This is a genomic window from Buttiauxella gaviniae ATCC 51604, from assembly GCF_001654835.1.
Classification (GTDB): Bacteria; Pseudomonadota; Gammaproteobacteria; order Enterobacterales; family Enterobacteriaceae; genus Buttiauxella; species Buttiauxella gaviniae.
In genome coordinates, this window is the sequence record NZ_LXEP01000007.1 from 150,046 (window position 1) to 163,342 (window position 13,297).

Consider the following 13,297-nt stretch of genomic DNA (forward strand, 5'->3'; position numbering starts at 1 on the left):
AAAAGGCAGTTCCGCGAGCGGCCCTGCCTTTATTGACTATCAGGCCTCGTGACCTTCTTCCGGTGCTGCCGGAACCACAATCGGTTCACGCGGCGCTTCAGGATTCGGCGCGGGCTGATTTGTCAGCTTTGCCAGAACGCTTGCCAGTTTGAGGCGCATTTCTGGACGACGGACGATCATGTCGATCGCCCCTTTTTCTATCAGGAACTCACTGCGCTGGAAGCCCGGCGGCAATTTTTCGCGAACGGTTTGCTCGATAACACGAGGGCCAGCAAAGCCGATCAATGCTTTTGGCTCAGCGATGTTGAGATCACCTAACATTGCGAAGCTTGCAGACACGCCACCCATTGTTGGGTCAGTCAGAACCGAGATATACGGCAGACCGCGTTCCTGCATTTTTGCCAGCGCCGCACTGGTTTTCGCCATCTGCATCAGCGACATCAGCGCTTCTTGCATACGTGCGCCACCGGAAGCGGAGAAACAGATCATCGGGCAGTTATCTTCCAGAGCCTGTTCCACAGCACGAACAAAACGCGCGCCGACAACAGAGCCCATAGAACCGCCCATAAAGGCAAACTCAAACGCCACAGCGACAACTGGCATGTTATAGAGCGTGCCTTTCATGACCACCAGCGCGTCTTTCTCGCCGGTTTCTTTCTGGGCAGATGCCAGACGGTCTTTGTATTTTTTAGAGTCTTTAAACTTGAGTATATCTTTTGGCTCAAGCTCACTACCCAATTCAAACATCGAGCCTTCATCTAACAGGCTGTGCAAGCGATCGCGCGCGGACATACGCATGTGGTGATCGCATTTTGGGCAGACTTCGAGATTGCGTTCCAGCTCGGCACGGTACAGAACCTGGCCACAGCTATCGCACTTCGTCCACACCCCTTCAGGGATACTCGCCTTACGGGTAGGGGTGATATTGCTCTTATTGAGAATTCGTTCAATCCAGCTCATTGATGACCTTTCTGCTTGAACCTGGTCGATGCCAGTTTTTCTGTGGCAGAACTAGCTGCCCCAGACCATAAATGGTGCTCATTAAAACATAACGGCCCGCGACTTTGGATAAAAAAGTGGTCGAACCGCGCGATGGGGTTACTTTTGCAGGCGTTTGGCCGCGCGTTTGTGGCGAATAATTTCAACCACACCAGGCAAGACCGACAACACGATTATCGCCACAATCAGTAATTTCAGGTTTTCCTGCACAATTGGCAAATCGCCGAACAGGTAGCCTGCGTAGGTAAATAACAATACCCACAGCAACGCACCGGCAACGTTATACATCGCAAAATGGCGATAGGACATATGCCCCATCCCGGCGACAAACGGTGCGAAAGTTCGCACAATCGGTACGAAGCGCGCGAGGATAATCGTTTTTCCACCATGACGCTCGTAAAAAGCGTGTGTTTTATCAAGATAACTACGGCGGAAGATTTTTGAATTCGGGTTACTGAACAGCTTTTCACCAAACAGCCGCCCAATAGTGTAGTTCACCGCATCCCCAACAATAGCCGCGATGATCATTAAAATCACCATGGTATGAACGTTCAGATCGTTAGTCGGCAATGCCGCCAGCGCACCGGCAACAAACAGCAGTGAATCACCCGGCAGGAACGGCGTCACCACCAACCCTGTCTCGCAAAACAGAATCAAAAACAGAATGGCATAAACCCAGACGCCATACTGCGCGACCAACTCCGCTAAGTGCACATCAATGTGCAAAATAAAATCAATAATAAAGCGGATAAATTCCATAGTTATCTACCTTTCTCGACTGGCGTCAGTCTGCCAAAAAAAGAGGCCCCATCGGGGGTTTAGGCAACGCAAAATGTTCAGGGTAATCAACAGAAACTAAGTACAAGCCTTCTGCTTTTCCGGTCGCCGCTGCAAGCTTGCGATCTTTCGCAGCCAGCAATTGGGCCATCCAGTTCTCTTCTTGATTGCCACAACCGATTTCCATCAGGCTGCCGACAATGTTTCGCACCATGTGATGCACAAACGCATTGGCTTTGATATCCACCACCACGTATGAGCCATAACGCGTGACGTTGATGTGCATCAGATTGCGCCACGGGGTGCGCGACTGGCATTGCACAGCACGGAACGACGTAAAATCGTTCTCACCCAGCAAACATTGCGCTGCACGGTGCATGCGTTCAGCATCAAGCGGGTGATAAAAATGCGTCACCCCCTGCCCCATCACCGCAGGACGCAGCCGCTCGTTATAGATGACATAACGATAACGACGCGCCGTCGCGCTGAAGCGTGCGTGAAAATCATCGGGCACAGCTTTAACCCAACGCACCGCAATGTCACCAGGTAAATTCGCATTTGCACCAAGCGTCCATGCTGCATCTTTACGCTGCGCGCGCGTTTCAAAGTGCACAACCTGGCCGGTGGCGTGTACGCCTGCATCGGTACGCCCGGCGCAGAATACATTTATTGGCTCATCAGCCACTTTAGAGAGCGCTTTTTCAAGCTTCTCTTGCACGCTGCGCACTTCATTCTGGCGCTGCCAGCCGTAATATTTGCTGCCGTCGTATTCAATGCCGAGTGCAATCTTGTTGAGTGGTGTTTGGTGCAACTCGTCGGACATTAGTACATATACTCCTGCACTAATTTCTCAGCCGTTTTCACCGCCATCAATGCACCACCGAAACGAACGTTATCGGCAACTGACCAGAATTGAATCTGCTCAGGCATTCCGTAATCGTTATGGATACAACCGATGGAAAGATGCGCACTGCCAGAGGCGTCAGCAACCTGAGTCGGGAAGTCCCCTTCTTCGGAAAGCGCGATATCTTCAAATTGGCCAAACGCATCACGCGCTTCTTCAGCAGCCAGCGGTCGCATTGCTTCAAAGTTGACCATTTGCGCATGCCCGTAAAACACCGGAGCCTGAACCATGCTGGCAGAGATCATCACACCTTCATCCTGCAACACTTTACGCACTTCGTTCACCAGGCGACGCTCTGCAATAACGCTACCTTCAGCATCAGGCACCAGTGGCAGCATGTTGAATGCTAATTGGCGACCAAACAGATCCGCGTCTTCAATTGGCAAACCATTAAGCAAACGTGCACTTTGACCGGCCAGCGCGTCTACCGCACTTTTGCCACGGCCAGAGGCTGCCAGTAAATTGGTGACCTGAATGCGTGATAAACCACCTTGTTCGATAAGCGGCTTCAGGGCTGTCAGGAGTTGGCTGGTCAGGCTATCAGCAACAGCAACCAGGTTACGATTACGGTATTCACCCAACACAAAAGGATTCACGTCAGGTACTACCAGCGGGACATCGTGTTCCATGGCGAACAGGCCACTGGAGTCGATAACCAGGCAACCGGCATTCGTGGCTTCTTCAACATAACGCGCAGAAGCTTCAACACCCGCAACGAAGAACGCCAACTGAACCTGAGTCCAGTCAAATGATTCAGCATCCTGAACCATCACGTTTTTGCCTTCATAACGAATATTTTCACCGGCGCTTTCATTGCGCGCCAGGGCATACAATTCACCAACCGGGAACTGGCGCTCGGCAAGCAGTTCAATCACAGCTGCGCCTACGGCACCCGTGGCACCTAAAACGGCAATATTCCAGCCTTCAGACATGTTGGTTTACTCCAGACTTAAATAGCAGTATCTCCCCGGTGTAACGCCGGGGAGATGAGAAGGATTTTTTAACGCGCAGTGTGATAGGTGGCGCTAAAGCCTAGCTTTTGCAGCATTGTCGCTGCCGCTTCATCATCACACTGGATATACAGCGATGACCATTCACGGCGTTCCTGATAATTTTTGCGCAACTTGTCAAACTCACCAGGAATTCCCGCCACTTTACGCAGCGGGGCATCATCGCGGCGCACATCATACACCAGATGAACCAGTCTTTTGAGTGTTGCCTGATCAAGCGGGCCATGAAGGGTAATACGACCAAATTCTGGGGCAGGAAGCAGAGTGTCTAATGCCACCTGTTGTTTCTGACCAATAAACTCGCTAAATGCTTCAAACACTTGCGTGGTGCCACGCGCTTTACCTTCCAGCGTATAGCCCGCGATATGAGCGGTACCGATATCAACTTTCTCGAGCAGAGCTACATTTAGTGCAGGCTCCGGCTCCCAGACATCAAGTACCACGCTCAGATGCTGACCATTCTCCAGACATTTAAGCAACGCCACGTTATCCACAACTGGGCCACGGCAGGCGTTGATCAAAATGGAGCCAGGTTTGAGGCTTGAAATCAGTTTCTCGTCAGCAAGATGCAGCGATTTGTACGCACCGTCTTTAAACAATGGCGTATGGAACGTCAGAACGTCCGCTTCGCGCACCAATTGTTCCAGTGAAACAAAATCACCTTTATCACCGCGGTCGGCACGAGGTGGGTCACAAAGCAGCGTACGAACGCCAAAAGCTTCGAGACGCGCCTGCAAACGCGAGCCTACATTACCGACACCAACAATACCTACGGTGCGGTCGGTAAGCTTGAAACCGTCGCGTTCTGCAAGCATTAACAGTGAGGAGAAGACATACTCAACTACCGCAATGGCGTTACAACCGGGAGCGGCCGAAAATGCGATACCCGCGCGCTCAAGGTAGTTTTCGTCAACATGGTCAGTGCCAGCCGTTGCCGTACCGACAAACTTTATCCCTTTGTCATCGAGTAAATCAGCATTCACTTTGGTGACTGAACGCACCATTAACGCATCGGCATCAGCCAGTTCGGATACGGGAATTGGGCGGCCAGGAACAGCGGTTACGTCGCCAAGGCGACTGAACAATTCACGTGCATAGGGCATGTTTTCGTCAACGAGGATTTTCACGTTAGCTACCTGTTCGGTTAATCGTCGAGAATAAGCCCGATAGTGTGCCATAATCTGGCGTCCTGGCATACTTGAGCCAGGGATCGACAAAGGATTTAAGCCTATGCAACCCATTCAGGGGGCGACAGCACGTCCTCCGGGGGAACCACCCTCCCCAACTTCAGCGGCAGGTGAGTTTCCGCTTTCTACACAGCAACGTACCGTTCTGGAACGTTTGATTACACGTCTTGTTGCGCTTAACCAGCAACAAAGTGCCGAAGTGTGGGCGGGATTAAAACATGACCTCGGGCTAAAAGGTGAAACGCCATTGTTATCGCGTCACTTCCCCGCGGCTGAACAAAATCTGAATCAGCGTCTCAATAATGCTCAAACAACCCATGCCACGCGTCAGGTTGTGCAACAGCTCAGCGAATTGCTATCACAGGGCAATAATCGCCAGGCTGTGAGTGATTACATTCGCCAACAGTTTGGGCAAACGGCCCTTAGCCAGCTCACGCCAGAACAATTAAAAAGCGTACTGACGTTATTGCAAAATAACCAGTTGGCTATCCCGCAGCCACAGCAGCGCCAGGCGACAGACCGCCCGTTGTTGCCTGCAGAACATAACACTTTAAATAAACAAGTCGCCAAACTCACAGCTGCAACGGGTGAGTCAGGAAAACTTATCTGGCAATCAATGCTTGAGCTTTCGGGGGTGAAAACAGGTGAGTTGATTCCTGCAAAACATTTCACGCTGCTGAGCACCTGGTTACAGGCAAGGCAAACCCTGAGCCAACAGCAAACTCCTACGCTGCATACCATCCAGGCCGCGCTAAAGCAGCCTCTGGAACCAGCAGAATGGAAAGAGATTACCGATTATTCTCAGCAACGTTTTCAGGCCTCACCGCAGTCGTTACTGACTACTGCGCAAGTGCAGGATATTTTGAACCAGATCTTTTTGAAGCGAGCAGAACGGCAACCGGCCTCGCCTGAAGTGCAAAATATTCAGCCCATCGCCAGCCCAATTTGGGCGCCATTTATTGAACCGATGAAGGTAATAAGTGCCCGCCCAGGCCTGGCACTTATCGCACTGATTGTGGTGATGGTTTTGTTCTGGATAGTGATTTAAACGTTAGCCACCCAGCCTCGGGTGGCTATTGTTACTTGCGAAAGGCGATGAGTGTAACCACAATCCCGACTACCGCAGAAATTGCTCCAGCTAAAAACACTGACGGATAACCCATCGAGGTTGCCAACAATCCGGTCAGCGGCCCTGCGACACCGTACGAGATATCCTGAAACGCCGCATAGCCACCAAGCGCCGTACCGCGTACCTGAGCTGGTACACGTTTCACTACTTCAACACCCAGTGCAGGGAAGATTAACGAGCAGCCACAACCCGTCAACGCAGCACCGATTAGCGCAACGCCTGCTCCCGGTGCCTGCCAGAGTAAAACCAAACCGGCAGTTTCAATCGCCAACGAGACCAGTGCCACTCTTACACCACCAAATCTGTCGGGCATCCAACCAAACAGCACACGCATCAGCACAAAAGCGCCACCAAAAGCGGTCAGCGTAAAGCCTGCCCAAGCCCAGCCGTTCGATGCAAAGTAAAGTGAGACAAAAGTGCCGATCACGGCAAAACCCACGCCTTGTAGTGCAAGACCCATCCCCGGTTTCCAGATAAGGCCAATCACAGTAAACAGCGATGGGCGCTCGCCTTTATGCGCAGGCACCGCACGAACGCGGCCATTAAACGCCCAGGCAACCAGCGGCAGTGCTATCGTCGATACACCCAACGCGACAAACCCCCAGTGGCTATTGAGCAGCAACCCAAGCGGTGCACCCGCTGCCAGTGCGCCATAAATCGCCATCCCGTTCCAGGACATTACTTTGCCGGAACGTGCCGGGCCAACCAGGCCCAGTCCCCAGGTAAGGTTACCGGTAAGCAACTGGCTTTCACCGAAACCGAGAATCAAACGGCCAACAATCAACAGGCCGAATTTCGCCAGCGGCTCAACGGGCAATAGCGCCGCCAGCAGATAAGCGACGCCAGCAAATGCGCATGCGCACATCCCCTGTAACGTCGAACGCTTCGCTCCTTGCTGGTCGGCCAGACGCCCGGCATAACCGCGGGTTAACACTGTTGCCAGGAACTGAATGCCTACGGCAATCCCTACCATGGTGTTACCAAACCCAAGCTCATGGTGAACAAAAAGCGGAATAACAGGCAACGGCAAGCCAACCGTCATATAGGTGAGAAACACCGCGAAGGTAATGCTGAATAAGGACTTATTTTCGGATTTGCTATTTTTAAGCTGAGAATCAATCAATGCAGACATGCTGCTTACTCCATTTATCGCAGAGTAAGGCGAGGTAACCACCCACGCCCTTTCCCTCTGAACGTTCAGATTAAGGGTGCGTTGGTTGACGTTGAACGCTTACGCATTATCAGAACGATAATGTTATTGCGCGAATAGTGCCTTCAGCCATTGATGCTGTCAATAATTGTGAACAGCAAAAAAAACGGGGCGCCATAGGCACCCCGTTCGTCATTCTCACTGTTAGTGATGAATTAAGCTTTAACTTTACGCATCACAAGTGTTGCGTTAGTCCCACCGAAACCGAAGCTGTTAGACATAACAGTATTCAGTTGACGCTCGGTAGTTTCAGTCACGATGTTCAGGCCAGCAGCCTGCTCATCCAGCTGTTCAATGTTAATGCTTGGCGCGATGAAACCGTGCTCCAGCATCAGCAGAGAGTAGATAGCTTCCTGAACGCCTGCGGCACCCAGAGAGTGACCGGTCATCGCTTTGGTCGCAGACATTGCTGGTGAGTTGTTACCGAAGACTTCTTTGATTGCGCCCAGTTCTTTCACATCGCCAACCGGCGTAGAAGTCCCGTGGGTGTTCAGGTAGTCAATCGGGGTATCAACACCGTGCATTGCCATCTTCATGCAACGCACAGCACCTTCACCAGATGGAGCAACCATATCTGCGCCATCAGACGTTGCGCCGTAACCAACGATTTCAGCGTAGATGTGCGCGCCACGAGCCAGAGCGTGCTCCAGTTCTTCAACCACAACCATACCGCCGCCGCCTGCGATAACGAAACCGTCACGGCTCGCATCATAGGTTCGGGACGCTTTGTCCGGCGTTTCGTTATATTTGGTAGACAGTGCGCCCATTGCATCGAACTCACAGGCCATTTCCCAGCACAGCTCTTCGCCGCCGCCAGCAAATACGATGTCCTGTTTGCCCAGTTGAATTTGCTCAACAGCATTACCGATACAGTGCGCAGAAGTCGCACATGCGGAGCTGATTGAGTAGTTCACACCGTGAATTTTGAACGGAGTAGCGAGACATGCGGAAACCGCAGAACCCATCGCTTTGGTCACAACATAAGGACCAACCGCTTTCAGGCCGCGCGGGCTACGCATTGCGTCTGCACCGAACACCTGAGATTTAGAAGAACCACCGGAACCTGCAATCAGGCCCACACGAGGGTTGCTTTGATAAACTTCTTCTTTCAAACCAGCATCTTCAATAGCTTGCTGCATTGAAAGGTAAGCATAGACAGAGGCATCGTTCATGAAACGGACGACTTTACGGTCAATCAGGCCGGTGGTGTCCAGTTTAACGTTACCCCACACGTGGCTGCGCATTCCAGAATCTTTGAATTCTTGAGAGAAAGTGATCCCCGGGCGACCTTCACGCAGAGATGCCAGGACTTCCTGCTGGTTGTTACCGATGCTGGAAACAATGCCCAGACCAGTAATCACTGCACGTTTCATTCAATACCTCTTCTACTGCACTATTAGGATTTCGACAGGCACAATAGCGTACACTTGTACGCCGAACAAGTCCGATCAGCCAAATCAGTCTGAAATTTGCACCGCTTCGCACACATCGTTATGATCGTTACACTGCCTGCCAGACGAGTAACTTACGTGAAACACTCCCCAATACAATCTGCAAACCTGGACTTTAATGAAGAGGGTACACCTGTATCCCGAGAGTTCGACGACGTGTACTTCTCTAATGATAATGGACTGGAGGAAACTCGTTATGTATTTCTGGGAGGAAACCGTCTAAATGAGCGTTTTGCTACCCATGAGCGTTCGCTGTTTGTAGTCGGTGAAAGTGGTTTCGGCACCGGTCTTAACTTTTTGACTTTATGGCAAGCTTTTGAAGATTTTTGCAAAAATCAGCCTCAAGCCACCCTCAAACGCCTGCACTTTATTAGCTTTGAAAAATTCCCTCTGACCGTAAAAGATTTACGTGCAGCTCATGCCCATTGGCCTGAACTTGCCGATTTTGCGCAGCAATTACAGCAACAATGGCCGCTGCCAATCGCAGGCTGCCACCGCATTTTGCTGGCGGAAGGCCGCGTTACTCTCGACCTTTGGTTCGGTGATATCAATGAACTGATACCGCAATTAGATGACACTTTAAATAATCAGGTAGACGCCTGGTTCCTTGATGGTTTCGCTCCGTCAAAAAATCCGGATATGTGGACGCCACAGTTGTTCAACGCGATGGCGAAATTGGCGCGCACGGGCAGCACGCTGGCGACATTTACCTGCGCCGGGTTTGTACGCCGTGGCTTAATTGATGCCGGTTTCGCGATGACCAAAACCAAGGGTTTTGGCCGCAAACGCGAAATGCTGGTTGGGGTAATTGAACGTGCGATCGAAACGCCAGCACGCACGCCCTGGTACGCGCGCCCTTCGTCACAAGCAAAAGAGGTTGCCATTATTGGCGGTGGCGTTGCCAGCGCCCTGCTGTCTCTCGCTTTGCTGCGTCGCGGCTGGCAGGTCACGCTCTACTGCGAGGATGCTGCTCCGGCGCTCGGTGCCTCCGGCAACCGCCAGGGTGCGCTTTATCCATTGCTCAATACACACAGCGCAACTCTGACAAACTTTTTCAGTGCCGCATTTACATTTGCCCGCCGCGTGTATGACTCATTGCCCGTCGATTTTGATCATGACTGGTGTGGCGTTACGCAACTTGGCTGGGACGAAAAGAGTCAGCATAAAATCGACCAGATGCTGAGCCTGGAATTTCCCGATGCTCTCGTTCATGCCGTCGACGCAGAAACGGCGACAAAACTTTGCGGTTTAGAAACCGGCCATGGTGGAGCAACCTACCCTCTTGGTGGTTGGCTGTGCCCGGCACAACTGACAGCCGGTGCACTTGGGATGGCCGAAAATTTGGGACTAAAAACACATTATCAGCATCGCGTTGAAGGACTCACCCAAACGCCTGACGGATGGGATTTATCAATTGCCGAGCAGGAAACAAAACGGCATGCGGCAGTAGTCTTAGCCAACGGTTTTAAAGTCAGCAAATTCATGCAAACCGAAAAATTGCCATTCTCAGCTGTGGGTGGTCAGGTCAGCCATATTCCCACCAGTTCGTCACTTTCAAAATTACGCCAGGTGTTGTGCTACGACGGCTATCTGACGCCGCAAAACCCGAATAATCAGCAGCATTGCATCGGCGCAAGTTACCATCGTGGCGTGGAAGATATGCGCTATAACACTGAAGATCAGCTGCATAACCGCCAGCGTTTGCTTAACTGCCTGCCGGATATGGAGTGGCCACACGAAGTGGATGTTAGCGCCACTGAAGCACGCTGTGGCGTGCGTTGTGCCACGCGCGACCATATGCCGCTTGTAGGAAGTGTCCCTCGCTACGATGACACGCTCGAAACCTACGCAACACTTGTTGAAAACCATGACAACGCCGAAACCGCTCCGGTTTATGACAATCTTTTTATGTTGGCGGCTCTGGGTTCAAGGGGATTATGCAGCGCGCCATTGGCGGCAGAAATTCTGGCAGCTCAAATGAGCGATGAACCGGTTCCGATGGATGCTGAAACGCTTGCGGCGCTCAATCCGAATCGATTTTGGGTGCGCAGGTTACTGAGAGGAAGAGAAGTTAAATAGATTTGAGATTAAGCCCTCTCCCAAAGGAGAGGGCAAAAGACTTAGAACTTAGCCTTCTGGTACAAATTGTCCCACATGCTCAATACTAAAGACTGATCACGCGGTGAAAGCTCACCTGCCTGAATCGCTTTTTCCAGACTACCTGATACCGCAGTATTAAGTGCTTCAGGGCTATGGTCTTCACCATGCTCCAGATCAGCTACCGCTAGAGTCAGATGGCCACGCAGATAACCGCTGGCAAACAGCTCGTCATCACTGGCCGTCTCAACCATTTCATCAATTAGCGCCAGAATGCGTGTCTCAAATTCAGCGATCATCGTACTTCCTCTTCAATATGCAGGTTTTTAGTTTAGGTCTTCCGGCCACGGAAAATGCTCTGCAGCCAGCGCTGGAGTTTTGTAATATTCCCGCAGCGCTTCAATCAGTTTTGCCGTACGAGCCGGGATACCTTCTTGCAGGTAAATCATCACCTGCGCATGCACACGGCGCTGGAACGCGATTCTGTCCGGGTCAACATCGCCGCTCAGGTTATCGCAGCTCACATTGAACGGGAAATTTGCTGCCACGCACAGTAACCATTCCTGCGCCTGCGGCTTCACTTCCACATCCTCAAATTTGCTTTGTGTTTCGGCATCACGCCCATCCGGGCAATACCAATAACCGAAATCCACCAGTTCACGGCGCGCTTTGCCCGCAATAAGCCAGTGAGAAATCTCATGCATTCCGCTGGCGTAATAGCCGTGAGCAAACACCACGCGGTGATAAGGAATTTCTTCATCTGCTGGAAGATAGATCGGTTCGTCGTCGCCTTTAATCAGACGTGTATTAAATTCGTCTTTAAAGCAGTTATCGAAAATATCGATAAGTTCCTGATAATGGTGTTCTGTCGTTATTGTCATATTTGCTGTCGTCATCTTAAGCTACCCCCAACCAATGGAGGATCTCCGGTCCGTGGCTATCAAATAAGAGTTTGGCGCTCATCACCGCCGACACGATAACTATCATCGGACGGATCAGTTTTTGCCCTTTACTCAACACGAGGCGTGATCCCATTCGCGCCCCTAAGAACTGCCCGGCCATCATTACAAAACCGGTTCCCCAAATCACTTTCCCGCCAATGATAAACAAAAGCAGGCCGCCGAGGTTTGATGTAGCGTTTAATACTTTGGCGTGAGCCGTAGATTTTGCGAGGTTAAAGCCACACAGCGTGACGAACGCCAATGCATAAAAAGAGCCCGCACCAGGGCCAAAGAAACCATCGTAGAAACCGACGCAACCACCTGCAACCAGCGCAAATGGCAGGCCGTATAAACGGCGCTGCCTGTCTTCTTCACCGAGTTTTGGCATCAGTAAAAAGTACAGACCAATGCAGATCACCAGCAGCGGCAAGATTTGGCGCAGCACGTCTGATTTGACGTATTGAACCAGCAATGCCCCGGTTGTTGAGCCGATAAAGGTCATCATAATATTAAGTTTCTGATCTTTCAGGCTCACCACTTTGCGGCGAATAAAATAAATTGAGGAAGAAACTGAACCACCACACGCCTGAAGCTTATTCGTTGCCAGTACATGTGCGGGTGACATTCCCGTCGCCAATAATGCAGGGACAGTAATCAAACCGCCGCCGCCCGCCAGTGAATCAATAAACCCTGCAAGCATGGCGACAAAAAACAGCACCACCAGCGTCAGGGGGGACACCATAAACCATTCCATGAACTTATCCGTTAGAGAACGTGCTCATCCAGCAAAGCCTTACAAGAGGCCGGTAAAGGGGGCGGAGTTTTCTTTTTCGGCACACTGCTGCCTGGAGGTGGTGGCGCAAACCAGCTTTGCAGTTCAGCACCACAGCCGTCGCCTGGCGGCGGTAATGGCTGATCTTCACACTCGAGGCTATCTGCCGGGCAACGCAAGCGAACATGCATATGCGCACGATGCGCAAACCACGGGCGCACTTTACGCAGCCAGTCGCGATCGGCACCCGCATCCAGACACAATTGTTGCTTGATAGCCGGATTGACAAAGATCCGCGTCACGTCGTTATCTTTGGCTGCAAGTTTAATCAGGCTGCTGATTTCTGGCTGCCACAAACGCGGCACCACATGCTGATTATCACTGGCGACTAAGTCCAGCGCTTGCGGTTTAAGAAGCTGAGCCGAGGTCCAGCGAGCTTTGGGGAGTTGCAAAAAAATATCAACATCCAGGCCGCTTTGGTGGCTGGCATGGCCCGAGCTAAAACGCCCACCCGCTGCCATTCCCATATCACCTATCAGCAACGTGCCAAGGCCCAGTTGTGTTGACTGGTTGCTGAGGCGCTGAATAAACATCACTAAATCAGGATGGCCGAAATAGCGACGTTGGTCCTGTCTCATCACCTGATAGCGAGGATCGTTGAGCGGCAACTCGTGGGCACCCACAATGCAGCCGTTAGAGAATGCACCAATAGATTGCGGGCTTCCCGCAATCGGATGACTAATTTTCTGCCACGGCGTCGCGGCGAAAGTAGCGGTACTGGCAAGTAATGCCAGCAGCCCCACGAGTGTTTTTTTCATCG

General features: G+C 51.7%; 13 protein-coding genes. 2 read left to right on the forward strand and 11 right to left on the reverse strand.

Annotated elements, in window-relative coordinates; genetic code table 11:
- Positions 1–39: 39 nt before the first annotated feature.
- The 5 genes from accD to pdxB form a co-directional block, all read right to left on the reverse strand.
- Positions 40–960 (reverse strand): acetyl-CoA carboxylase, carboxyltransferase subunit beta, encoded by a 921-nt coding sequence (gene accD, locus M977_RS04910; protein WP_064512747.1) that lies wholly within the window; start codon positions 958–960, stop codon positions 40–42.
- Positions 961–1,098: 138 nt separating this feature from the next.
- Positions 1,099–1,758, reverse strand: a complete 660-nt coding sequence (locus M977_RS04915; RefSeq protein ID WP_034458864.1) for a DedA family protein — start codon at positions 1,756–1,758, stop codon at positions 1,099–1,101.
- A 25-nt stretch (positions 1,759–1,783) separates the two neighbouring features.
- Positions 1,784–2,599, reverse strand: a complete 816-nt coding sequence (truA, locus tag M977_RS04920) for a tRNA pseudouridine(38-40) synthase TruA (protein WP_064512749.1) — start codon at positions 2,597–2,599, stop codon at positions 1,784–1,786.
- Entirely contained in the window at positions 2,599–3,612 is a 1,014-nt protein-coding gene (locus M977_RS04925) for an aspartate-semialdehyde dehydrogenase (RefSeq protein WP_064512751.1), read from the reverse strand. The genes truA and M977_RS04925 overlap by 1 nt, the downstream gene beginning before the upstream one ends.
- Before the next feature lie 68 nt (positions 3,613–3,680).
- Entirely contained in the window at positions 3,681–4,817 is a 1,137-nt protein-coding gene (pdxB, locus tag M977_RS04930; protein ID WP_064512753.1) for a 4-phosphoerythronate dehydrogenase PdxB, read from the reverse strand.
- Between the two features lie 103 nt (positions 4,818–4,920).
- On the opposite strand from pdxB, the gene flk reads away from it, so the two are divergent.
- Complete coding sequence (gene flk / locus M977_RS04935) at positions 4,921–5,925, forward strand: flagella biosynthesis regulator Flk (RefSeq protein WP_064512755.1); 1,005 nt, start codon at positions 4,921–4,923, stop codon at positions 5,923–5,925.
- Between the two features lie 31 nt (positions 5,926–5,956).
- Here flk and M977_RS04940 read toward each other — a convergent pair whose 3' ends face one another.
- Together M977_RS04940 and fabB are read right to left on the reverse strand one after the other, a co-directional pair.
- The gene (locus tag M977_RS04940; RefSeq protein ID WP_064512757.1) at positions 5,957–7,138 is read right to left on the reverse strand and encodes an MFS transporter; all 1,182 of its coding nucleotides are present in this window, start codon (positions 7,136–7,138) and stop codon (positions 5,957–5,959) included.
- Between the two features lie 233 nt (positions 7,139–7,371).
- The gene (fabB, locus tag M977_RS04945; protein WP_034458876.1) at positions 7,372–8,589 is read right to left on the reverse strand and encodes a beta-ketoacyl-ACP synthase I; all 1,218 of its coding nucleotides are present in this window, start codon (positions 8,587–8,589) and stop codon (positions 7,372–7,374) included.
- A gap of 156 nt (positions 8,590–8,745) precedes the next feature.
- On the opposite strand from fabB, the gene mnmC reads away from it, so the two are divergent.
- Positions 8,746–10,746, forward strand: coding sequence for a bifunctional tRNA (5-methylaminomethyl-2-thiouridine)(34)-methyltransferase MnmC2/FAD-dependent 5-carboxymethylaminomethyl-2-thiouridine(34) oxidoreductase MnmC1 (gene mnmC / locus M977_RS04950; RefSeq protein ID WP_064512759.1), 2,001 nt, complete (start codon positions 8,746–8,748; stop codon positions 10,744–10,746).
- A 41-nt stretch (positions 10,747–10,787) separates the two neighbouring features.
- Here mnmC and M977_RS04955 read toward each other — a convergent pair whose 3' ends face one another.
- Genes M977_RS04955 through mepA form a run of 4 tightly spaced genes read right to left on the reverse strand, consistent with a single transcriptional unit; the run spans position 10,788 to position 13,295 of the window.
- Positions 10,788–11,063 (reverse strand): YfcL family protein, encoded by a 276-nt coding sequence (locus tag M977_RS04955; RefSeq protein ID WP_064512761.1) that lies wholly within the window; start codon positions 11,061–11,063, stop codon positions 10,788–10,790.
- 27 nt (positions 11,064–11,090) lie between these two features.
- Entirely contained in the window at positions 11,091–11,639 is a 549-nt protein-coding gene (locus M977_RS04960; RefSeq protein WP_157092038.1) for an elongation factor P hydroxylase, read from the reverse strand.
- A gap of 22 nt (positions 11,640–11,661) precedes the next feature.
- Entirely contained in the window at positions 11,662–12,459 is a 798-nt protein-coding gene (locus tag M977_RS04965) for a sulfite exporter TauE/SafE family protein (protein WP_064512763.1), read from the reverse strand.
- A gap of 11 nt (positions 12,460–12,470) precedes the next feature.
- Positions 12,471–13,295 (reverse strand): penicillin-insensitive murein endopeptidase, encoded by an 825-nt coding sequence (gene mepA, locus M977_RS04970; protein WP_064512765.1) that lies wholly within the window; start codon positions 13,293–13,295, stop codon positions 12,471–12,473.
- Positions 13,296–13,297: the final 2 nt, after the last annotated feature.